Origin of the sequence: Kitasatospora sp. NPDC058046 (assembly GCF_042885595.1) — a bacterium.
Taxonomy (GTDB): Bacteria; Actinomycetota; Actinomycetes; order Streptomycetales; family Streptomycetaceae; genus Kitasatospora.
The window spans coordinates 24,798-45,268 of record NZ_JBHVRS010000001.1 but is presented as its reverse complement, the minus strand read 5'-3'; the positions used below and the strand labels follow the sequence as shown (position 1 = coordinate 45,268).

Here is a 20,471-nt window from a genome sequence, read left to right as displayed (position 1 = left end):
AGGCGGGCCCCGGGTGCGGCGGGGGCGCGGTGGAGGGACATCATGGCCGGGCGCCGGGGTGCTCCGGTGTCGGGGTTCCCGATCGGCGGGTTCCCGGCCGATGGGTTCCCGACCGATGGGATTCGCGACAGGCGGGGACCACCGGGACGAGCGAGGTGAGCGGGCGGATGGGCGCGGTGCTGGACGGCGCGATGGGTGCTCCGGTGGGCGGCCTGATGGGCGGCCCGGCGGGCGGTCCGGTGGGCGGTCCCGCCTCGGTGCTCGCCTACAGTGGCCCGCCGCCGTGGCAGTGGTCCGACCTGGCGACCTCCTGGACGTCCGAGCCGCTGGTGCTCGCGCTGTCGGTGCTGCTCGGCGCCTGGTACCTGGCGGCGGTGCGCCGCGTCAACCGGGCCGGCGGGGCCGGGAGCGGGAGTGGGGCTGGTTCCGGGGTCGGGGTCGGGGTCGGGGCCGGGTCCGCCGGCGGGCGCTGGCAGCCCACCCGTACCGTCGCGTTCCTCGGCGGGCTGCTGCTGTGGATCTGGTGCACCTGCTCCGGCCTCGGCGTGTACGACCGGATCCTCTTCACCGACCGGGCCGTGCAGGTCGTGCTGCTGCTGATGGTCGTCCCGCTGCTGCTGGCGCTCGGCGCGCCGGTCTCGCTGCTGGTCGAGGCGGCGCCGGCGGCCCGGCGGGAGCGCGTCCTGCGGGCGCTGCGCAGCCGGCCGTCCAAGGTGCTGATGTTCCCGGCGGTCTCCACCGCGCTGCTGATGGCGCCGCCGTGGCTGCTCTACTTCACGCCCTGGTACGAGTGGTCGGTGTCCAGCGGGCTCGGGAACGTGGTGCTGCACCTGGCGCTGGTGCTGCTCGGCCTCGCGTACTTCTGGCCGCGCCTGCAGCTCGACCCGGTCGGGCACGAGTACCCGCACCTGGTCGGGCTGTTCATCACCTTCGCCGAGGTGATCTTCGACGCGGGGCTCGGGATCGTGCTGATCTACGGCGGGCACCTGGTCGCCGAGCACTACTACCTGGCGCTCGGGCGGCCGTGGGGGCCGAGCCCGGCGCAGGACCAGACCTGGGGCGGCAACGCGTTCTGGGTGCTGGGGGACCTGGTCGGGCTGCCGTTCCTGGCCGCGCTGGTGCGGCGGATGGTGGTGCAGGGGCGGGAGGAGACCGAGGCGGTGGACGCCGAGCTGGACGCCCGCTTCGCGGCGGCGGCCGAGCGGGCGCGGGAGACGGGGCAGCCGGAGGAAGAGGAGACCGGGATGCGGCCGTGGTGGCTGGACGACCCGAACCTCAAGCACCGGTACGGGGGGTAGGGCGCGGCGGGGGCGGGTGTCTGGTGGCGGGGTGGCCGGGTGCCGGGATGGCCTGGTGGCCGGGCAGCCGGGTGGCCGGGTCTGGCAGGGGTGGCCGAGCGGCTGTTTGCGGCAGGCCAATTATGGCCCTTCGAGGCCTTCCCGACGGCCTCTTGCCCGCATTTCCGCAGGTCAAAAATAGGTTGGCCAGGATCCCCTGCTCCGCTAGCGTGTGACACATCCGGTTCGGGGGCCATTGGGCCGCCCGAGGAGTAGAGAGCAGGAGGTGAACCCCGTGGTCGTTGTCGCCCCGATAGCTGCCCAGGGCAGCACTCGCGTTCACCTCCTTTTCCCGGCCGCCGGCTGAGCCCTTCGCGCCAGCCGTAGCCCGCCGGGACATCTCCTCCCGAAGGGCCACTGCGTTGTTCAACGCTGCCTCCGTTCCGTCGTTCTCTTCTTCTTCTTCCTCTTCCTCGACCTCCGCTGACGCCTCCGGGCTGACCGGCTACGGCTGGACGGCCGAGCTCGCGGAGCTGTTCGCCCCGTTCGGCGAGGCCGGGCTGCTCCCGGCGCGGATCGTCCGGGTCGACCGCGGCCAGTGCGACGCCGTCATCGCCGACCCGGAGACGGGCGAGCCGCGCACCGTCCGGTTCGACACCCGGCCGGTGGGCGACGCCGACATGATCAACTGCCCCTGCACGGGCGACTGGGCGGCCGTCGACCTGTACGCCCAGCCGATGGCCTCCGTCGCCGCGCTGCTGCCGCGCTCCACCGCGATCATCCGCAAAGTGGCCGGCAAGCGCTCCGACGGCCAGGTGCTGGCCGCCAACGTCGACACCGTGCTGATCGCCTCCTCCCTCGCGACCGATCCCGACCTCGGCCGGATCGAGCGCTTCCTCGCCCTGGCCTGGGAGTCCGGCGCCGATCCGCTGGTCGTCCTCACCAAGGCCGACCTCGTCGACGACGCCGACTTCATCCGGGCCGACGTCGAGGCGGTCGCCCCCGGGGTCACGGTGGTCGTGGTGAGCGCCGAGACCGGCGAGGGCATGGACGTGCTCCGCGCCTGCACCCCCGGCACCACCGCGGTGATCGGCCAGTCCGGTGTCGGCAAGTCCACGCTCACCAACGCCCTGGCCGGCTCCTCGGTGATGACCGTCCAAGAGGCCCGCGAGGTCGACCAGAAGGGCCGCCACACCACGACCACCCGCGAGCTGATCCCGCTGCCCGGCGGGGGCGTGCTGATCGACACCCCCGGGCTGCGCGAAGTCGGCCTCTACGGTGGCGAGGGCGTGGACCTGGCCTTCGCCGACATAGCCGAGCTGGCCGAGGACTGCCGCTTCCACGACTGCGGCCACCACACCGAGCCCGGCTGCGCGGTGCGGGCGGCGCTGGCCGACGGCACCCTGCCGCAGCGCCGGATGGACAGCTACCTCAAGCTCCAGCGCGAGAACGAGTGGATCGCCTCGCGGTCGGACGCCCGGGTGGCCAAGGCGCGGCTGAAGAAGTGGAAGACGATCAACAAGTCGATGCGAGCCGCGGGAGGTCCGGTGAAGCGCTGAACCCCGGCACCGGCCGGCCGTCGCGCCGCGGCCGCCGGCCTCCGCCGGGCCCATCCGGTTCAGCGGAGGTCGGCCGCCAGGCGGAAGCTCTGCAGGACCACCGGAGTGCTGTCGTCCACGGTGAAACCCGGGTCGTCGAGGGCGTCGAGCATCTCCGGACTGCGCCAGAACCGCTCGTGCACCGCACGCCACTCGGCCACGCTGGTGCACCCCTCGCCCTCGTCCAGGGCGTGCTGGAGGTCGACCTCCGCGAGCGGGACCACCCGGACGTCCGTGGTCTCGATCACGGCGACCCTGCGGCCGTCCGAGTCGAGGACCGCGGAGAGCTCACCGGGCAGCGGCAGGGGCTCGCCCTCGTGGTCGTAGTCGGCGACCAGGCCGGTGGTGCTGGTCTTGGCGCCGTCGAGGATCGCCGCGACCAGCTGGTCCCGCAGCGGGCCGGGGAACGCGAACTCGGCCGGAGGCAGGGCGACGACGCGCGGGTCGTCCGGACCGGTGTAGGAGTGCTGCTCGCTCATGCCGCGAGGGTAACGGCGGGACGGCTGGCGGGCCCGCGAATTTCGGGCCCGGGGCTCTCGGCGCCCGGCGCCCGGCCGCTGGCGCCCGGGGCCGGGAGCCCAGGCTCCTGCTGCCCGGTGCCCGGCCGCTGAAGCTCGGTGCCTGGGCTCGGTGCCCAGGTGCCCAGGCCCAGGCCCAGGGCGTGCAGGGGTGCCATGCCGTGCGGGTGGTCTCGGGCACGGGCCGGCGAATGGGCGGGCCGGCAGGCCTCCGGGCCAAGGCGCCATGGGCCGATGGGCCATGGGGTGAGGTGGTGGGTGGGTGGGCGGGTGGTGGGGAGGGTGGGGGCGGGGGGAGGGGAGGGCCCCCCGAAGCAGGGATCGGCGACGATCAACGGTGATGTCCGATTCCCGCCAGTCACCCCCCGCCCAGTGCCGCAAACTGGACAACGTGATCGACGACGACATCCGGTACCGAGCCGTGGACAGCCGCGACTCCCGCTTCGACGGGGTCTTCTTCACGGCGGTCACCTCCACCGGCATCTACTGCCGTCCGAGCTGCCCCGCCGTGACCCCCAAGCGGGTCAACTGCGTCTTCTACCCCAGCGCCGCGGCCGCCCAGGGGGCGGGCTTCCGCGCCTGCCGCCGCTGCCGCCCGGACTCGGTGCCGGGCTCGCCCGAGTGGAACCAGCGCGCCGACCTGGTCGGCCGGGCGATGCGCCTGATCGGCGACGGCGTGGTGGACCGCGAGGGCGTGGCCGGCCTGGCCGACCGCCTCGGCTACAGCTCCCGCCAGCTGCAGCGCCAGCTGACCGCCGAGCTGGGCGCCGGCCCGATCGCGCTGGCCCGCGCCCGTCGTGCGCAGACCGCCCGCCTGCTCCTCCAGACCACCGAACTGCCCGTCACCGACATCGCGTTCGCGGCCGGCTTCGCCTCCGTCCGCCAGTTCAACGACACCGTGCGCGAGGTCTACGACCGCACCCCCAGCGGCCTGCGCGCCGAGGTCGCCGCCGGTCGCCGCATCGCGACTCCGGCCGGCGGTCTCACCCTGCGCTTGGCCTACCGCGGTGCGCTGGACAGCGAGCACCTGATCGACTTCCTCGCCCTGCGCGCCGTCCCCGGCGTGGAGGAGGTCGTCCCCGGCGCGCGCCCCGGCGTGCGCGTGTACCGCCGCACCCTCGCGCTCCCGTACGGCCACGGCATCGCCGAGGTCGAGGGCCTGGCGCCGGGCGAGCCGCCCACCCGGGGCTGGCTGGACTGTCGCCTGCTGCTCGCCGACCTGCGCGACCTGCCGACCGCCGTCCAGCGCCTGCGCATCCTCTTCGACCTGGACGCCGACCCGCTCGCGGTCGACGAGCAGCTCGGCGCCGACCCGTTGCTCGGCCCGCTGGTCCGCGAGCGCCCCGGGCTGCGCTCGCCCGGTCACGTGGACCCGCACGAGCTCGCCGTCCGCGCCGTCCTCGGCCAGCAGATCACCGTCGTCGCCGCCCGTACCCTGGCGGGACGGCTCGCCGAGAAGTACGGCACCGCGCTGCCCGAGCCCAGCGGCGGCCTGCGCCTGCTCTTCCCGACCGCGGCGGCCCTGGCCGCCGCCGATCCGGAGGACTTCGCGATGCCCGCCGCCCGCCGTCGCGCGCTCATCGGCCTGTGCGGCGCGCTGGCCGAGGGCACGGTCCGGCTCGACAGCGGGGTCGACCGCGAGGAGGCCGCGGCCGGCCTGCTGGACCTGCCCGGCATCGGCCCGTGGACGGTCGGCTACCTGCGGATGCGGGCCCTGGCCGACCCCGACGTCTTCCTCCCGAGCGACGTGGGCGTCAAGCACGGCCTGCTCCGCCTCGGCGCCGCCGGGGACCCGAAGTCCGCCGCCCGCGCCGCCGAGTCCTGGGCCCCGTGGCGCTCCTACGCCGTCCACCGGCTGTGGGCCGGCCCCGCGACCACCGGCCCCGCGACCACCGGCCCCGTAGGCACCGGGACCGACACCGGGACCGATACCGACATGAGCACCAGCATCAGTACCAGCGACACCAGTAGCACCAGCACCGGAACGGAGATCGGACGAGCATGAGCACCACCGTCTACACCACCATGGAGAGCCCCTTCGGCCGGCTGCTGCTCAGCGGGGTGCTGCCGGAGGGCGGCGGACCGGCCGCGCTGGCCACCGTCACCGTGCCCGGCCAGAAGTACGCGCTGGCCGAGCCCGCCGACGACTGGGTGCGCGACCCCGAGGCGCTCGCCGAGCCGGTCGCCCAGCTGACCGACTACTTCGCCGGCAAGCGCACCGGCTTCGACCTCCCGCTCGCGCCCGAGGGCACCGAGTTCCGCCGCAGGATCTGGGCCGCGCTGGACGAGATCCCGTACGGCACCACCGTCACCTACGGCGAACTCGCCGAGCTGGCCGGGCAGGAGCCGCGCATGGTCCGCGCGGTCGGCGGCGCGGTGGGCGCCAACCCGTTGCTGATCGTCCGGCCCTGCCACCGGGTGCTCGGCGCCGGTGGCGCGCTCACCGGCTTCGCTGCCGGCGTGGACCGCAAGCGCTGGCTGCTGGATCTGGAGGGCGGCACCCTGTTCTGACCGCCGGCGCCCCAGGGCCCCTGCCCCAGTAGACCCCGAGGGCTCAACTCCGAAGGTCCACCCGCCAGTTGTTGCTCCACATGAACCGCCCGGGCGGGAACTCGAAGTCCGTCTCGCCGAGCAGTGTGAACCCCGCCTTCGCGCAGACCGCGTTGGAGGCGGGGTTGTCCACCGAGGGGAAGGCGTGGAGGTGGGGGTGTGCGGCCTCGCGGCGGGCGGCCGCGACCGCCGCGCGGGTGGCGGCAACCGCGATGCCCCGGCCCTGGAAGCCGGGCAGCACGTTCCACCCCATCTCGTGGACGGTCCGACCCTCCCACGTCCGGGTGCCGTAGCCGACCGTCCCGACCGCCTCGCCCTCGGGCAGCAGCACGATCCGGTACATGCAGCCGAGCCCGGACGGGACGAAGTCCAGGTAGCGCCGGTGCCGTACGAGCAGCCGCTCCTCGCTCTCCGGCCCGCCGACGTGCTTCTTCATCTCCGGTGTGTTGACCCGGCGCAGCAGTGCGAGGTCGTCGTCCGTCCAGGGCTCGATGCGTACGTCCGCGGTGGTCATGCCGGGGACGGTAGCGCCGGACGGGCCCCGGCGACCAGTGATTTCCGGCCGGCCGGCTTCCCGCAGGGCGGTTTCCCGCAGGCCGGTTTCCCGTCGGTGGCTTCCTAGCCGGCGGCGGGCCCCTGCTCGGGCCCGGTGCCCGGCTGGGCGAGGGCGCGGGCGAGCTGTTCCAGCGCGGGCAGCGCGTCGACGACCGCCGTGCGGTCGGCCGGGTCGAGGGTGCCGAGCGCGGCGGCGATCCGGCGTTCGTGGGCGTGCTGCCAGTCGTCCAGCTGTCGGCGCCCGGCCGGGGTGAGGGCGATCCGGGCGGTGCGGCGGTCGCCGGGGTCGGCCTGGCGGTCGACGAAGCCGGCGTCGAGCAGCTTGCCGACCAGTCCGCTGACGGTGTTGGGCGCGAGCCGCTGTCGCGCGGCCAGTTCGCCGACCCGCAGCGGTGCGGCGGCCAGGGTCTGGAGGAGTTCGACCTGCGCCATCGGCAGGGACTCCCACGGGTAGTCGGTGCGGATGCTGCTGCGCAGCGCGCGGCGCAGCCGGGTGACGGTGTCGGTCAGCCGCCGGGCGTGCTCGACCGCCGGGTCGGGACTTCCGGTGGCGGGGTCGGGAACGTGTGGTGACGACGGCATGGCGGACAGCGTATCGCCTGGTACGGGGCGGTTCGGCGGCCGGTTCGGGCCTCGGGGCCGCACTGTGTTGCGGCTCTGTTGCGGGCCTCGCGGCGGGGGTCCCTCCGGCACCGTCCGTACCGTGGGACGTCTCCTGTCGCAGAGCGAGCTGCTCGTAGAAAGAACATATCTGTATCCGATATATTCGTGTCATGAATGCCACTGCCCTTGCCACGAGGCTGCTCACCGAGCGGCCCCGGCCGCGTGGCATAGCCGGCTGGCGCCACGCCCACTGGCTCGCCGTCGGCACGGTCTGTCTCGGAGCCTTCCTCGGCCAGCTCGACGCCAGCGTCATCGCCCTGGTCTTCCCCGCCCTCGGCCGCCACTTCGGCGCGGGCTTCGCCGCCGTCGAGTGGGTCGCCCTGGCCTACCTGCTGGTCCTGGTCGCCCTGCTGGCCCCGATCGGCTGGCTCTCCGACCTGGTCGGCCGCAAGACGATGTACATCGGCGGCTTCGCGGTCTTCGGCCTCTCCTCGCTGGGCGCCGGATTCGCCGGCGGCCTCTGGGTCCTGGTCGGCCTCCGCGCCGTCCAGGCGGTCGGCGCCGCGATGATGCAGGCCAACAGCGTCGCCCTGGTCGCGCGCGGCGTCCCCGGGCACGCGATGCGGCGCGCGCTCGGTATCCAGGCCTCCGCCCAGGGCCTCGGCCTGGCGCTCGGGCCCATCCTCGGCGGGATGCTGGTCGAACACGCCTCGTGGCGCTGGGTTTTCTGGGTCAACGTGCCGATCGCGGTGTTCGGCATCCTGGCCGGCTGGTACCTGCTGCCCCGCACCCGGACGGCCGGCGCCCCGACCGATGCCCCGACCGATGCCCCGGCCGCCGTACCGGGCCCCCGCGAGGGCCGGACCGGCACCCACCGGACAGCCGCCCACCGGACCGCCCCCCGCGAGGCCGCCCGCTTCGACCTGCCCGGCCTGCTGCTGCTCACCGGGGCGACCACCACGCTGCTGCTCGCCCTGTCCACCGCCTCCGGACTGCCCCTGCCCGGCTGGGCGGTGGCCGCCCTGCTGCTCGCCTCCGCCGTCCTGGCCCTCGCGCTGGTGCGCCAGGAGCGGCGGGTCGCCCGGCCGATCCTGGCGCCCGGGCTGGTCAACACCCCGGGCGTGCGCTCCGGCCTGGTGGTGGCGCTGATCGGCTACCTGCTGCTGTTCTGCCCGCTGGTGCTGGGCCCGGTGCTGCTCACCGGCGCGGGCGTGTCGACGGCCCACGCGGGCCTGGTGGTCACCTTGCTGCCCGCCGCGTTCGCCTTCGCCGCGACGGTCGGTGGTGGGTGGCTGCCCCGGGGCTGGTCGGACGTGACCAGGTGCCGCTTCGGCGCGCTGCTCACGGCCGTCGGACTGCTGCTGTTCGCCGTGCTGCCGGCCTCGGACGCGGTGGCGTTCCCGCTGCTGGTCGCCGGTTACGGGCTGGGCCTGCTGCTGCCCGCCAACAACGCCCTGGTGATGCGGGCGATCCCGGCCCAGTGCTCGGCGGTCGGCGGCGGCATGGTCAACATGGCCCGCAGTCTCGGTACGGCGCTCGGCATGGCGCTGTCCGTCCTCGGTGTCCACCTGGCGGGCGCCGCGTCCGGTGGGCGGACGGTGCTGCTCGCCCTCGCCGCCGTCGCGGCCGCCGCCGCACTGCTCACCCGGCCCGTCCGCACCCGAAGGACCGGACCCTAGGCGTCCGTACGGGCGTTCAGGGTGTCCTGGGCGCGGTTGAGGCCGCGCCGGACCAGGGTCTCCAGGGCGTCCGCGCAGCGGTCCAACTCGCCGGGCATGGCGGCCAGTTCCTCCTCCGAGAACTTCTTCAGCACGAAGTCCCCGACGCTCTGGCCCTTCGGGGGGCGGCCGATGCCGAAGCGCAGCCGGACGAAGTCCCGGGTGCCGAGCACCTCGCCCACCGAGCGCACGCCGTTGTGGCCGCCGGGGCCGCCGCCGCGCTTGAGCCGGGCGGAGCCGAAGGGGAAGTCCAGGTCGTCCTGCACGACCACCAGCCGTTCGACCGGGACGCCGTGGCGGCGCAGCAGCGCGGCCACCGGGCGTCCGGACAGGTTGATGGACCACCACAGCGGCTTGGCCAGCAGCACCCGGTGGCCGTCGATGCCGATCTCGGCGGTCAGGCCGGCGAGCCCGCTCCGGCGGAAGCGGGCGCCGTGCCGTTCGGCGAGCCGGTCCACGGCGAGGAAGCCCGCGTTGTGGCGGGTGAGCCGGAACCAGGGGCCGGGGTTGCCGAGTCCGGCGATCAGCCAGGGGGCGTCGGGGGTCATGCGGGGGTGCTCCGAAGGGGGTTCTGAAGGGGGCGGGGAAGAACGGCGGACGGCCGGGGCGCGGCCGGGACGGTACGGGACCGTCCCCGCCGGCGCCCCGGCCGTCCGGGGAACGCGCGGAACGCGGAACAGGTGGAACAGCTGGAAGAGACCGAACAGGCCGAGCGGGGCGACCGCTCAGGAGGCGGGCACGCCGGGTTCGGCGCCGCGCTCCTTGAGCATGTCGGTCATCAGCTGGAGCTCGGAGGTCTGGGCGACCACCATCGACTGCGCCAGCCGCTTCTCGGTGTCGTTCCGGGCCTTGTCGACATAGCCCTGGGCCATCTCGACGCCGCCCTTGTGGTGCTCGATCATCAGCTGGAGGTAGAACACCTCGGCGTCCCGCCCGCTGAGCGTGCGCAGCTTCGCGATCTGGGTGTTGGTGGCCATGCCGGGCATCAGCGAACCGTCGTGGGCCTGGTAGTCGTGGCCCATCTTCATCCACGCCATCGGCGTGGCGGTCGAGTGCTGGGACAGCCCCCACTGGTCCAGCCAGCCCATCATCATCCCGCGCTGGTTGGCCTGGGTGTTGATGATGTCGAAGGCAAGGGTGCGGGTCGGCTCGTCGGCGGTGCGGTCCCGGACGACGAACGACAGGTCCACCGCCTGCTGGTGGTGGGTCGCCATGTCGCGGGCGAACCCGGCCTCGGGGGAGTCGTCCGCCGGGACGGACAGCGTGGAGGAGCCGGACGCCGAGGTCCCGCTCGCCACCAGGGCCGGCACCCCGAGCGCCAGCGCCACGGCGGCGGCCAGCGCGGCCGGCCACCACAGGCGGCGGCGGCGCGGGGCCGCGCCCTCCTCCGTACCGTCCAGGTCGTCCGGGCGATCCGGGCGGTCCGCGTCGGCGGTCACATCTGCCCCATGGTGCAGGAGGCGCCCGGCTCCTGGGTCTGCTTGCCCTGGACGTACTTGGTGAAGAACTCCTCCACCCGCGGGTCGCTGGCGCTGTCCACGGTCAGCTGGGTGCTCCAGGCGTTCAGGGTGATGGTGCCCTGCTCGTCCGGGTACGGGCTCATCATCGAGTACGGGGTCTTCTTGACCTTGTCGGAGAGGGTCTTGATGTCGTCCGGGGTGGCCTTGCTGTTGTACGTCACCCAGACCGCGCCGTGCTCCAGCGAGTGGACGGCGCGCTCGTTCTCGAGCGGCTGGTCGTAGACGTGGGCCATGCAGTCCGCCCAGATGGCGTTGTGGTCGCCGCCGACCGGCGGGGTCATCGGGTAGGTGACCTTGTCCTTGACGTGGGTGCGGCTCAGCTCGCCGAAGGTCTTCACGCCCGGGATGTCCGCGTTGGCGGCGGCCTGCTTGTCCTTCTTCTTCTGGTTCTGGTCCATGACGATCCAGGTGCCGGTGGCGATCGCACCGACCACCAGCACACCGGCCACCACCGAGGCGACGATCTTGTTGCGGCGGTCGCGGCGCTGCTCGGCGGCGCGCAGCTCGGCGATCCGGGCACGGCGGTCGAGGCCGTCCTGCTTGCCGCCGGGCTTGTTGGACTGCTTGGAGGAGGAACCCATGGTGGTCGTCCTTGTCCCCGCCGCACCGGTCGGTGGCGGCGGTCAGGTGGAGTGAGAGGAGGGACGGATCCGTCGGCGGCTGCGCCGGCGGTGGGTTCCGCTCAGGACCGGTGGACCTGGAGTTCGTGCAGGTCGGGAACCGGGTGCGCGCCGTCCAGCAGGCCGGCGGGCACCACCCGGGGCTGCGCGTCGGGCGCGGTCGGGGTCAGCGGTGACACGGCGGGCTGCGGCTGCGGCGGCGGGTTCGGCAGCTGGGCGTCCTGCGGGCAGTACGGGTGGCTGGAGCAGCCGTTGTTGCGCGGCGGCTGGCCGTCGGCGGTGCAGAGGATCCAGTGCCCCTGCTCCTCGGCCGTCCGGTGGTGGTCCGAGGGGTTCGCGGACTTGGCGACCTTCGCGGCACGGCCGGTGTAGGACGCGTGCCCGGTGGCGACCTGGACGCTGACCACGCTGACCACCGTGACGGAGCCGGCCGGGGCCGCGGCGGCCGTCGGATGGCCGGAGCCGTCCACCGCCTTCGCCTGGCCCGCGCACGGCAGCAGCGTCAGCAGCGCGACGAGCAGCAGGACCAACAGCCCACCTGCCGGGCGGCCCGCGGATGCGGCCCTCCCCGGTCGGGGCGAACTGGGGGCCGACGCGGTCATGCGCACATTTAATCAGCCGAACGAGTGATGCGATGCCCCCCATCGGCCCCCATTTTCGGCGGCCCGAACGCCCGGATGACCAGGAAACACCCTGCTCCGGACACATCCGGCAAGCACGGACGGAACGGAAGCGGACGAACGGATGACGCGCCCGGGACCGGGCTCGCGAACCGGCAGGTGAGCGCGGTGGCCGGGACTTTCCGGTGGGTGACCGGTTGTCGCCGAAACCCGGACAGGGTCCTCGCGGGTGGAGAACAATGTCGTCAGCCCGGCCCGCCCGGGGGCGGCGCGACCACGGAACGACCAGGAGCCGCCAGATGAGCAAGCAGGGTGCACCGGCACAGCCGCACCGGCCGGACGACGGCTGGTGGGACGCCGTCTACGACGGTCCGGCGGGCACCCTCCCGGACACCCCGCACGCCGACCCGGGGGACGGCAGCGTGGACGACTGGTTCGACACGGCGGTCGGGCTCATCGGGCAGCAGCGGTCGGCGGAGCCGGAGGTGCGGCCGGATCCGGAGCCGGAGGTGGCGGTTGCGGCGGCTGAGCCTGAGGTCGAGGTCGGGGCTCCCGCGGAGCCTGACGGTTCGGAGGGCGCGGACAACCGGGACAGCATCGACGACTGGTTCGACACCGCGGTCGGCGTGATCGGCGGGGCGGAGGGGATCGGGCGACAGCGGACCTCCTCCGAGACCCACCACGTCCCGGCCCCCGCCGTCGCCGAGGACGCGCCGAAGCCCGCGCCGGAGCCGGAGGTACAGCCGGAGCCGGTACCTGAGCCGGTACCTGAGCCGGAGACCGTACCGGTCCCGGACCCGGTCTCGCTGGAGAAGCCCACCCCGCCGCCCGCCCCCGAGCCGGAGCCCAAGCCGGAGCCTGAGCCCGAGCCCGCCGCCGAGGCGCCGGCCGAGCCGGAGACGGCGGAGCAGCCGGAAGCCCCCGCGCCCGTCCCCGACCCCCGCCTGGCCATCCGCGCACCGCTCGCCGACGGCGGCGCCGCCGTCCCGCACGTCGGCGAGCGCCCGCCGACCTACGGACCCGAGCCGACGGCCGTACCCGAGGCGGACCCGGGCGCACTGCGCGCGCTCGTACCGGACACCGTGCTGGACGGCGCCCAGTACGGGCCGTCCGTGCTGCGCGCCGCCTCCGTCCGGGGTGACTCCGCGCGCTACCGGGGCGAGCCGCGCCGCGACGCCCTGCTGGTCACCCGGTTCGGCGAGGGCCCCGACGGCCTGCTGCTCGCCGTCCTCGGCGGCTTCGACCGTACGGGCGGCCCCGAGGAGGAGGCGCTCACCGCCGAGGCGGTCGCGGCGGCCACCGGGGAGGCGTGCCACCAGCTCGCGGCCGCGATCGGACGCAGCCGGGCCGGCCTGGCAGCCGACCTGCGCGCCGGCGCCCGCGACCGGCTCCGCTACGGCCTCCAGCGCCTTGCCACCGGTGCCGCCGCCCCGCTGCGCGCCCTGGTGCCCCGGGAGGAGGAGGACGCGCCGTCCCCGGCGCTGCTGCACTGCCTGCTGGTGTCGCTGGACCCGGAGGCCGGCTACCGGGCGGCCTTCGGCGTCGGCCCGGGCGGGCTCTACCTGCTGCGCTCCGGCCACTGGATCGACGCCTACGCGGCCCGCCTGCTGCACCACCCGGACGGCCAGCCGCCGGTCCCCGAGGCCCCGGTGCCCGGTCCGCGCCCGTTCCGCTTCCGGCTCGTCCCCGTGACGCCGGGCGACATCCTCCTGCTCTGCACCCCCGGTCTCGCCCGCCCCATCGCCGACGAGCCGGCCGTCGCCCACTTCCTCTCCACCCACTGGACCCACCCGCACCCCCCGGGCACCGTCGACTTCCTCCGCCAGGTCCAGGTCCGCGCCAAGGGCTACGCCGACGACCGCACGGCCGCCGCCATCTGGACCGAGTGACCGGGGAGGGCGGCGGCGGGATGCGGAGCGGCGGGGTGCGGTCCCGGGCCGGTCAGGCCGGCAGCCGGCCGTCGAGGAGGAAGGCGGTGAGCGGGTCGCGGATCCGGGGGTCGGTGAAGTCGACGCCGTGCCCGGTGGCGTCCACCGTGACCATCGCCGCCCGGTGGCCGAAGGCCGACCGGACCTGACGGGCCCCGGAGTACGGCGTCGAGGCGTCGTAGCGGTTCTGGAGCATCAGGATGTTCCGCGGCCCGTCCGGGTTCGGGCGCACCGGCGGTTCCTCAGGGCGGTAGTGCCAGAACGCGCAGGGCCAGACGTTGCCGGACATGCCGGCGGTGAGCGGGTAGCGCTGCCGGTCGGCCGCGGTGCGGGCGGCGTAGACGGCGGGGTCGCGGGGCCAGGCGGAGTCGCCGCAGATCACCGCGGACTGGGCGGCGACGAAGTTGTCCGGGATGACCGACGGGAGGCCGCTGCCGGGGGAGCCTCCCGGCGGCGGGGCGGTGCGGGTGGCGGCCATCCGCAGCATCGTGGCGGCCAGCGGGTAGTAGCGAGGTTTGGTGAGCGAGGCGTAGACGACGGCCCGAAGGGTGTTGCCGGTGAGGGTCCGGCCGTCGGGCAGGCCGAACGGCGCGCGGTCGAGCTCCTCGGCGAGCCGCAGGTAGGCGGCCCGTACGGCTTCGGGGGTGGCGCCCAGGTGGAGGGTGTCGTCGCGGGCGGCGAGGTACCGGGCGAGGGCCGGGAAGGCCTCCTCGGTGCCCTCGCTGAACAGGCCGATCGCCTGCTGCTCCCCGCCGGGGGCGACCGTGCTGTCCAGCACCACGTGCTCGGCGCGGGTGGGGAAGAGGCTCGCGTAGACCTGGCCGAGGTAGGTGGCGTAGGAGGAGCCCAGGTAGGAGATCCGGTGGACGCCGAGGGCGGCCCGGATCCGGTCGAGGTCCCGGGCGGAGTCGGCGGTGGTGATGTCGGCGAGGTACGGGCCGCTCGCGGCGGCGCAGGCGTCGGCGATCCGCCGGGCCAGGTCGAGGTTGGCGGTGATCGAGCCGTCGGGGGCGGGGAAGGGGTAGTTGAGTTCGGCGGCGCGCTCCTCGGCGGGCAGGTCGCAGTGCACGGGGGTGCTGTTGCCGACGCCGCGCTCGTCGAAGCCGATCAGGTCGTAGGAGCGCAGGACGTCGGGCGGCAGGAAGGCGGTGGCCTCCCCGGGGTAGTCGAGGCCGGAGCCGCCCGGTCCGCCGGGGACCACCACGAGGTCGCCGCGGCGGTGGGCCGGGTCGGCGGTGCGGATCCGGGAGACGGTGAGCGTGAGGGTCCCGGCGCCGGGGTGGCGGTAGTCGCGGGGGACGCGCAGCGTCGTGCACCGCTGGCGCGGGTCGCGGGGGAAGGGCGTGCCGTTGGCGTTGGGGGTCGGGGCCGGGCAGGGCCCCCAACGGAGGGCGGTGGGCGCGGCGTCGGCGTCGGCCGTCGGCGGGGCGACGGCCGCGGGCAGGAGCAGGAGGGAGAGCAGCAGGCCACCGGTCGCGGCCGTGCGGCGCAGGATCGCGGTCATGCTCTGACGGTAGGTCGGCTCGGCGGCCCCGGCTTCGGAGCGGGGGTGGAGGTCGGCGGCCGGCTCTCCACCCGCCGTTCTCCACCCGGTGGTTGAGCCGAAGCCGAAGCCGAAGCCGAAGCCGAAGCCGAAGCCGGATCCGGGGCCGGAACCGGAGCCGGTCAGGCCGCGGGGGCCGGGTCAGGTGCGCAGGAGGATGCCGGTGACGGCGGTGGCCTGGGTGAGGGCGGTGTCGCGGTGGGCGTCGGGGAGGCCGATGGCGACGGGGACGGCGAGGCCGTCGAGCAGGGCGCGGATCTGGGCCGCGCGGTCGGCGGCGGGGCCGGGGGTGAAGCGGCCGGTGGCGGTGCCCTCCTCGATGAGGGCGACCAGGTCGGCCTGCCAGGGGGCCTCGATCTCCTGCTGGCCCTGGCGGATCTCGGCGCTCGCGGGGGAGCGGCCCCACACCTCGACCCAGAGGATCCAGCGCGGGTCGCCCGCGCCCTCCGGTAGGTAGAGGCGCAGGTAGGCGTCGAGGCGCTGCCAGGGGTCGAGGGTGTGGTCGGCGAGGGCCTCGCGGCGGCGGGCGCCGAGCTGGTCCTCGCTCCAGCGGAGGGTCTCCAGCAGCAGCTGGTCCTTGCTGCCGAAGTAGTAGAGCAGGTGTCCGGCGCTCATCTGGAGCTGTTTGCCGAGCCCGGCCATGGTGAGCTTGGCGAGCCCGTGTTCGGCGATCGCGGCCCGGGCGGTGGCGAAGACCTCCTCGCGGGGGCGGGCCGGCCGGCGCGGGCGGGGGTCGGCCATGTGGGGTTCTCCTCGGTGGGCCTGAGCGCGGGAAGGCGGCGCGGAACGCGGGAAGGCGGCCCGGGCGGGGGCGTACGGCCCCCGCCCGGGCGGGGCGTCAGAGCGCCTTCGGCTGCTGCTGGGTGATGCAGTGGATGCCGCCGCCGTTGGCGAAGATCTCGCGGGCGTCGACGAGTTCGACGGTGCGGCCCGGGTAGGCCTCGGCGAGGATCGCGGCGGCCTCCTGGTCGCGCGGGTCGTCGAAGGCGCACAGGACGACGGCGCCGTTGGCCACGTAGTGGTTGATGTAGGAGTAGTCGACCGGCTCGCCGTCCTCGTCCAGCAGGACGGTGGGGGCGGGCAGTTCGAGGACCTCCAGCGGCCGGCCCTGGGCGTCGGTGGAGGCGCGCAGCACGGCGACCAGTTCGCGGCAGACCTCGTGGTCCGGGTGCGAGGGGTCGGGCTGGACGTGGGCGACCACGACGCCGGGGCGTACGAAGGAGGCGACGATGTCGATGTGCCCGCGGGTGCCGAACTCGTCGTAGTCGCGGGTGAGTCCGCGCGGCAGCCAGATCGCCTTGGTGGTGCCGAGGAAGGCGTGCAGCTCGGCCTCGACCTCCTCCTTGGTCCAGGTCGCGTTGCGGCCCTCGCCGAGCTGGACGGTCTCGGTGACGAGCACCGTGCCCTCGCCGTCGACGTGGATGCCGCCGCCCTCGTTGATCAGCCGGGAGGCGAAGCGCTGGACGTCCGTCAGTTCGCTGATGTGCTCGGCGATGTGCTGGTCCTTGTCCCAGCGGGCCCAGGACTGGGCGCCCCAGCCGTTGAAGATCCAGTCGGTGGCGGCCAGCGAGCCCTTGCCGTCGATCAGGAAGGAGGGGCCGATGTCGCGCATCCACGCGTCGTTCAGCGGGCGCTCGACGATCTCGACCTTCTCGGAGACGTACGTGCGCGCCTGCTCGGTCTCGCCGGTGTTGACGATCAGCGTCACCGGCTCGTACCGGACGATGGTGTCGGCGACGGCGGCCCAGGCCTGGCGGGCGGCGTGCAGCTGCTCGGGGCCGTCGAAGGTGGGGTTGGTGGTGGGGAAGGCCATCCAGGTGCGGTCGTGCGGGTGCCACTCGGCGGGCATCCGGTAGCCGAGGGAGGCGGGCGTGGCGGTGGTCATCGTGAAGTCCTAAGCGGTCAGAGGAAGTAGAGGCGGCTGAGGGAGACGCTGTCGGCGGGTTCGGAGCGCAGCGGCGAGCCGTCCAGGGAGACCAGGCCGGTCTCGGTGACCTCGACGTGGCCGATGCGGGCGTTGCGCACCATGTCGCGCGGTCCGATGCCGCGGGTGTTCCGTACGCCGACCCGGCGGCGGCGGGTGGGCAGCCCGTCGGCGGCCTGGTCGAGGTAGGCGCCGTCGGCGGCGGCCTGGGCGACGAAGGCCACCGAGATGTCGGCGGCGGTCGCGCCGTGGGCGCCGAACTGCGGTCCCAGGACGAGCGGTTCGCAGCGGTCGGTGGAGGCGTTGGGGTCGCCGACCACGCCGTAGGCGGGGAAGCCGGCCTTGAGGACCAGTTGCGGCTTGGCGCCGAAGTGGTCGGGGCGCCACAGCACGATGTCGGCGAGCTTGCCGATCTCGATGGAGCCGACCTCGTGGGAGAGGCCGTGGGCGATGGCCGGGTTGATGGTGAGCTTGGCGATGTAGCGCAGCACGCGCTCGTTGTCGTCGCCGCTCTCCGTCGTCCCGTACGAGCCGGCGCCGTCGAGCGGGCCGCGTTCGGCCTTCATCTTCCCGGCCATGGCGAAGGTGCGGCGCACGGTCTCGCCGGCCCGGCCCATGCCCTGGGCGTCGGAGGAGGTGATGCCGATGACTCCGAGGTCGTGCAGCACGTCCTCGGCGCCCATGGTGCCGGCCCGGATGCGGTCGCGGGCCATCGCGGCGTCGCCGGGCAGGTCGGGCTTGAGGTCGTGGGCGGAGACGATCATGTCGTAGTGCTCGCCGAGCGCGTCCCGCCCGAACGGCAGCGTCGGGTTGGTGGAGGAGCCGATGACGTTCGGCACGCCCGCCATCTTCAGCACGTTGGGGACGTGTCCGCCGCCGCAGCCCTCGATGTGGAAGGCGTGGATGGTCCGGCCGTCGAGCACCTTGAGGGTGTCCTCGACGGAGAGGCACTCGTTCAGCCCGTCGGTGTGCAGGGCGACCTGGACGTCGTACTCCTCGGCGACCCGCAGCGCGGTGTCCAGGGCGCGGGTGTGCGCGCCCATGTCCTCGTGCACCTTGAAGCCGGACGCGCCGCCCTCGGCCAGCGCCTCGATCAGCGGGGCCTCGTCGGAGGACGAACCGCGGCCCAGGAAGCCGATGTTGACGGGCCAGGCGTCGAAGGAGTTGAAGGCGTGCCGCAGCGCCCAGGGGGAGTTGACGCCGACGCCCCAGACCGGGCCGAACTCCTGGCCGATGATGGTGGTGACGCCGGAGGCCAGCGAGGCCTCCATGATCCGCGGCGAGAGCAGGTGGACGTGGGTGTCGACGGCGCCGGCGGTGGCGATCAGGCCCTCGCCGGAGACGATCGTGGTGCCGGTGCCGACGACCACGTCGACGCCGTCGAGGGTGTCGGGGTTGCCGGCCCGCCCGATCGAGGCGATCCGGCCGCCGATCAGGCCGATCGAGGTCTTGCGGACGCCCTGGACCGCGTCGATCACCAGCACGTTGCTGATCACCACGTCGCAGGTGTCGCGGACGGCGGCGGGCTTGAGGTGCAGGCCGTCCCGGGCGGTCTTGCCGAAGCCGGCCAGGAACTCGTCGCCGGGCGCCTGGGAGTCGGACTCGACCCGGACGATCAGTCCGCTGTCGCCGAGCCGGACCCGGTCCCCGGCGCGCGGGCCGTGCACGGCGATGTAGTCGTGCGGGGTGATCGCGCTCACGAGGGCACCTCCGCGTCGTCGAAGCCGGTCAGGTAGCCGGTCGCGCGGGCCTTCGCCAGGGCGGCCTCCTTCGCGCCGGGCGCGTCCAGCGGCCCGTCCACGAGCCCCGCGAAGCCGATCGCGACCCGCTCGCCGCCGATCGGCACCAGGCCGACCTCGACGGTGGCGCCCGGGTCGAAGCGCACCGAGGAGCCGGCCGGCACGGCCAGGTGGGTGCCGTAGGCGGCGGCCCGGTCGAAGGCCAGCCGGGGGTTGGCCTCGAAGAAGTGGAAGTGCGAGGTGACCGAGATCGGCACCCCGGAGGTGTTGTGCACGGGGAGCAGCAGCGTCTCCTCGACCGGGTCGTAGCCGGCGCCGTCGCCGATCAGCGCGCTGCCGGGGGCGTCGTCGCCGAGCGAGCCGGCGCCCTTGAACGGGTCGGTGACGACGGCGAGGCGGGTGCCGTCCTCGAAGACCGCCTCGACCTGGACGACGGTGACCACGTCCGGCACGCCGGGCAGCACCTCGTCGGCGGTGAGCACGGAGCGGCCGGCCTCGATGGCCTCGGCGAGGCGGCGGCCGTCGCGGGCGGCCTCGCAGACGGTGTCCGCGATCAGGGCGGTGGCCTCGGGGATGTTGAGGCGCACGCCCCGGGCGCGGCGGGCGCGGGCCAGTTCGGCTGCCGTGAAGATCAGCAGCCGGTCCCGCTCGGTGGGGGTCAGTCGCACGGTTCCTCGCTCGCGGTCGCCGGGGACGGGGGTCTGCTCGGGGCCTCGGGGCTGTCGGGGTCGATGTTAGAACGGCGTTCAAACATCTCGGGGTCATTGAACCCGCAGCGGGCCGCCCTGTCCAGCGTTGCCGCTCCGCGGGCGTTCGGCCCGCCGGGCGGGGGACGGGGGTGAGCGGGCGGGAGCGGGGGGCGGGGGCGAAGGGGACCGGGTGGGCCGGCGCCCGGACCCCGGCGCGCGGCGGGAGCGGGGCAGGGGGCGCGTGGTCGGGCGCACGGTCGGTACGGGCGCCGGGTGTGCGCGGGATCGGGTGGGGGCTTCTTCGAAAACAGCCTCTGCGCTTCGCAAACCTGTCCGGCGCGGGCAGTTGGATCACGCGAACCACCCCGTGCCCCTTTCACCCCACGTGATCGGACGCACACTGTTGCAAACGCCGTCAACTGGGCATGAGGATGAGTGGTCAGAACGAGGGGGCCACCCGGCCGGCGGGGGATCCGGAGGCGGGGGCCCGGATTTCAGGGCGGGGGCATGTGTTGATGGACGGTCAGTCGCGATTCCCGCGGCAGCGGACGAGTTCCGGCGACGCCTACCGGTCCGGGCCGGTCCAGGCGCCGGTCGCCGGCACCGGGACGACCCTGCCGGGTGCGCCGGCACCGGGGTGTGCCGTGCACCGGAGACTGCACCTCACGCTCGATCCGGCGGATCTCGTCGGGGTGGGCGCGGTGCGGCGGCGGTTGCGTTCGGCGCTGAGCCACTGGGGGGTGCCGGAGCTGTCCGACACCGCCGAGCTGCTCTCCTCCGAGCTGGTCACCAACGCGCTGCTGCACACGGGCAAGGGCGCGGTGTTCGACGCGGAGCTCGGCTCGGACCACCGGCTGCGCATCGAGGTGCAGGACGGCACCAGCAGACTGCCCGGGCGGCGGCGCGATCCGGAGGGCGAGTACGCGACCTCGGGGCGCGGCCTGCTGCTGGTGGAGGCGCTCGCGGACTCCTGGGGCGTGCAGCTGCGCGGTGACGGCAAGGTCACCTGGTTCGAGCTCGCCATGCCCTGAGTCCCGCCTCCGGGCGGCGTGCTCCGGGCCGTGCGTTC

General features: G+C 74.5%; 19 protein-coding genes. 7 read left to right on the top strand and 12 right to left on the bottom strand.

Annotated features, from left to right (window positions below):
- Positions 1-155 precede the first annotated feature (155 nt).
- Both ACFVU7_RS00200 and rsgA read left to right on the top strand, forming a co-directional pair.
- Positions 156-1,298, top strand: coding sequence for a cytochrome c oxidase assembly protein (locus ACFVU7_RS00200; protein WP_388043529.1), 1,143 nt, complete (start codon positions 156-158; stop codon positions 1,296-1,298).
- A 401-nt stretch (positions 1,299-1,699) separates the two neighbouring features.
- Entirely contained in the window at positions 1,700-2,836 is a 1,137-nt protein-coding gene (rsgA, locus tag ACFVU7_RS00195) for a ribosome small subunit-dependent GTPase A (RefSeq protein ID WP_388043527.1), read from the top strand.
- Between the two features lie 59 nt (positions 2,837-2,895).
- Here the strand turns inward: rsgA and ACFVU7_RS00190 are convergent, their stop codons facing one another.
- On the bottom strand, positions 2,896-3,354 hold the full coding sequence (locus ACFVU7_RS00190; RefSeq protein WP_117487350.1) for an ASCH domain-containing protein: 459 nt from the start codon (positions 3,352-3,354) through the stop codon (positions 2,896-2,898).
- 379 nt (positions 3,355-3,733) lie between these two features.
- Between ACFVU7_RS00190 and ACFVU7_RS00185 the strand changes: the two genes are divergently transcribed.
- Positions 3,734-5,398, top strand: coding sequence for a DNA-3-methyladenine glycosylase 2 family protein (locus ACFVU7_RS00185; protein WP_082345998.1), 1,665 nt, complete (start codon positions 3,734-3,736; stop codon positions 5,396-5,398).
- Positions 5,395-5,904 (top strand): methylated-DNA--[protein]-cysteine S-methyltransferase, encoded by a 510-nt coding sequence (locus tag ACFVU7_RS00180; protein ID WP_117487348.1) that lies wholly within the window; start codon positions 5,395-5,397, stop codon positions 5,902-5,904. Before ACFVU7_RS00185 ends, ACFVU7_RS00180 begins: the two co-directional genes overlap by 4 nt.
- Before the next feature lie 43 nt (positions 5,905-5,947).
- On the opposite strand, the gene ACFVU7_RS00175 is transcribed toward ACFVU7_RS00180, so the two are convergent.
- Both ACFVU7_RS00175 and ACFVU7_RS00170 read right to left on the bottom strand, forming a co-directional pair.
- Positions 5,948-6,457: a GNAT family N-acetyltransferase gene (locus ACFVU7_RS00175; protein WP_388043524.1), complete on the bottom strand. Its 510-nt coding sequence runs from the start codon at positions 6,455-6,457 to the stop codon at positions 5,948-5,950.
- Between the two features lie 104 nt (positions 6,458-6,561).
- Positions 6,562-7,080, bottom strand: a complete 519-nt coding sequence (locus tag ACFVU7_RS00170) for a MarR family winged helix-turn-helix transcriptional regulator (RefSeq protein ID WP_049656105.1) — start codon at positions 7,078-7,080, stop codon at positions 6,562-6,564.
- A 191-nt stretch (positions 7,081-7,271) separates the two neighbouring features.
- On the opposite strand from ACFVU7_RS00170, the gene ACFVU7_RS00165 reads away from it, so the two are divergent.
- Complete coding sequence (locus tag ACFVU7_RS00165) at positions 7,272-8,780, top strand: MFS transporter (RefSeq protein ID WP_388043522.1); 1,509 nt, start codon at positions 7,272-7,274, stop codon at positions 8,778-8,780.
- Here the strand turns inward: ACFVU7_RS00165 and pth are convergent.
- From pth to ACFVU7_RS00145, 4 genes are all read right to left on the bottom strand, one after another.
- On the bottom strand, positions 8,777-9,367 hold the full coding sequence (gene pth / locus ACFVU7_RS00160; protein ID WP_388043520.1) for an aminoacyl-tRNA hydrolase: 591 nt from the start codon (positions 9,365-9,367) through the stop codon (positions 8,777-8,779). The two genes, ACFVU7_RS00165 and pth, sit on opposite strands and share 4 nt — an antisense overlap.
- A 177-nt stretch (positions 9,368-9,544) precedes the next feature.
- Entirely contained in the window at positions 9,545-10,219 is a 675-nt protein-coding gene (locus tag ACFVU7_RS00155) for a DUF305 domain-containing protein (RefSeq protein WP_388044148.1), read from the bottom strand.
- A gap of 35 nt (positions 10,220-10,254) precedes the next feature.
- On the bottom strand, positions 10,255-10,920 hold the full coding sequence (locus ACFVU7_RS00150; RefSeq protein WP_074001014.1) for a DUF3105 domain-containing protein: 666 nt from the start codon (positions 10,918-10,920) through the stop codon (positions 10,255-10,257).
- Positions 10,921-11,021: 101 nt separating this feature from the next.
- Positions 11,022-11,489, bottom strand: a complete 468-nt coding sequence (locus ACFVU7_RS00145) for a hypothetical protein (RefSeq protein ID WP_074001015.1) — start codon at positions 11,487-11,489, stop codon at positions 11,022-11,024.
- Positions 11,490-11,878: 389 nt separating this feature from the next.
- Between ACFVU7_RS00145 and ACFVU7_RS00140 the strand changes: the two genes are divergently transcribed.
- Positions 11,879-13,468 (top strand): hypothetical protein, encoded by a 1,590-nt coding sequence (locus tag ACFVU7_RS00140; protein ID WP_388043518.1) that lies wholly within the window; start codon positions 11,879-11,881, stop codon positions 13,466-13,468.
- Between the two features lie 52 nt (positions 13,469-13,520).
- On the opposite strand, the gene ACFVU7_RS00135 is transcribed toward ACFVU7_RS00140, so the two are convergent.
- The 5 genes from ACFVU7_RS00135 to ACFVU7_RS00115 form a co-directional block, all read right to left on the bottom strand.
- On the bottom strand, positions 13,521-15,011 hold the full coding sequence (locus ACFVU7_RS00135) for an alpha/beta hydrolase (RefSeq protein WP_388043516.1): 1,491 nt from the start codon (positions 15,009-15,011) through the stop codon (positions 13,521-13,523).
- 180 nt (positions 15,012-15,191) lie between these two features.
- On the bottom strand, positions 15,192-15,791 hold the full coding sequence (locus ACFVU7_RS00130; RefSeq protein ID WP_380743123.1) for a TetR/AcrR family transcriptional regulator: 600 nt from the start codon (positions 15,789-15,791) through the stop codon (positions 15,192-15,194).
- Between the two features lie 97 nt (positions 15,792-15,888).
- Positions 15,889-16,935, bottom strand: a complete 1,047-nt coding sequence (locus tag ACFVU7_RS00125; RefSeq protein ID WP_074001019.1) for an agmatine/peptidylarginine deiminase — start codon at positions 16,933-16,935, stop codon at positions 15,889-15,891.
- Between the two features lie 17 nt (positions 16,936-16,952).
- Complete coding sequence (locus ACFVU7_RS00120) at positions 16,953-18,674, bottom strand: urease subunit alpha (RefSeq protein WP_380718008.1); 1,722 nt, start codon at positions 18,672-18,674, stop codon at positions 16,953-16,955.
- Positions 18,671-19,381, bottom strand: a complete 711-nt coding sequence (locus tag ACFVU7_RS00115) for an urease subunit gamma (protein WP_388043514.1) — start codon at positions 19,379-19,381, stop codon at positions 18,671-18,673. Before ACFVU7_RS00115 ends, ACFVU7_RS00120 begins: the two co-directional genes overlap by 4 nt.
- A 665-nt stretch (positions 19,382-20,046) precedes the next feature.
- On the opposite strand from ACFVU7_RS00115, the gene ACFVU7_RS00110 reads away from it, so the two are divergent.
- Entirely contained in the window at positions 20,047-20,433 is a 387-nt protein-coding gene (locus ACFVU7_RS00110; RefSeq protein WP_049658213.1) for an ATP-binding protein, read from the top strand.
- Positions 20,434-20,471 lie beyond the last annotated feature (38 nt).

Bases quoted from the DNA above. Each gene is read 5' to 3' on its own strand.
- ACFVU7_RS00130 (WP_380743123.1), bottom strand. From the start codon at position 15,791: ATGGCCGACCCCCGCCCGCGCCGGCCGGCCCGCCCCCGCGAGGAGGTC.
- ACFVU7_RS00135 (WP_388043516.1), bottom strand. From the start codon at position 15,011: ATGACCGCGATCCTGCGCCGCACGGCCGCGACCGGTGGCCTGCTGCTC.
- ACFVU7_RS00125 (WP_074001019.1), bottom strand. From the start codon at position 16,935: ATGACCACCGCCACGCCCGCCTCCCTCGGCTACCGGATGCCCGCCGAG.
- ACFVU7_RS00175 (WP_388043524.1), bottom strand. From the start codon at position 6,457: ATGACCACCGCGGACGTACGCATCGAGCCCTGGACGGACGACGACCTC.
- ACFVU7_RS00150 (WP_074001014.1), bottom strand. From the start codon at position 10,920: ATGGGTTCCTCCTCCAAGCAGTCCAACAAGCCCGGCGGCAAGCAGGAC.
- ACFVU7_RS00180 (WP_117487348.1), top strand. From the start codon at position 5,395: ATGAGCACCACCGTCTACACCACCATGGAGAGCCCCTTCGGCCGGCTG.
- ACFVU7_RS00190 (WP_117487350.1), bottom strand. From the start codon at position 3,354: ATGAGCGAGCAGCACTCCTACACCGGTCCGGACGACCCGCGCGTCGTC.
- ACFVU7_RS00140 (WP_388043518.1), top strand. From the start codon at position 11,879: ATGAGCAAGCAGGGTGCACCGGCACAGCCGCACCGGCCGGACGACGGC.
- ACFVU7_RS00170 (WP_049656105.1), bottom strand. From the start codon at position 7,080: ATGCCGTCGTCACCACACGTTCCCGACCCCGCCACCGGAAGTCCCGAC.
- pth (WP_388043520.1), bottom strand. From the start codon at position 9,367: ATGACCCCCGACGCCCCCTGGCTGATCGCCGGACTCGGCAACCCCGGC.
- ACFVU7_RS00165 (WP_388043522.1), top strand. From the start codon at position 7,272: ATGAATGCCACTGCCCTTGCCACGAGGCTGCTCACCGAGCGGCCCCGG.
- ACFVU7_RS00185 (WP_082345998.1), top strand. From the start codon at position 3,734: ATGTCCGATTCCCGCCAGTCACCCCCCGCCCAGTGCCGCAAACTGGAC.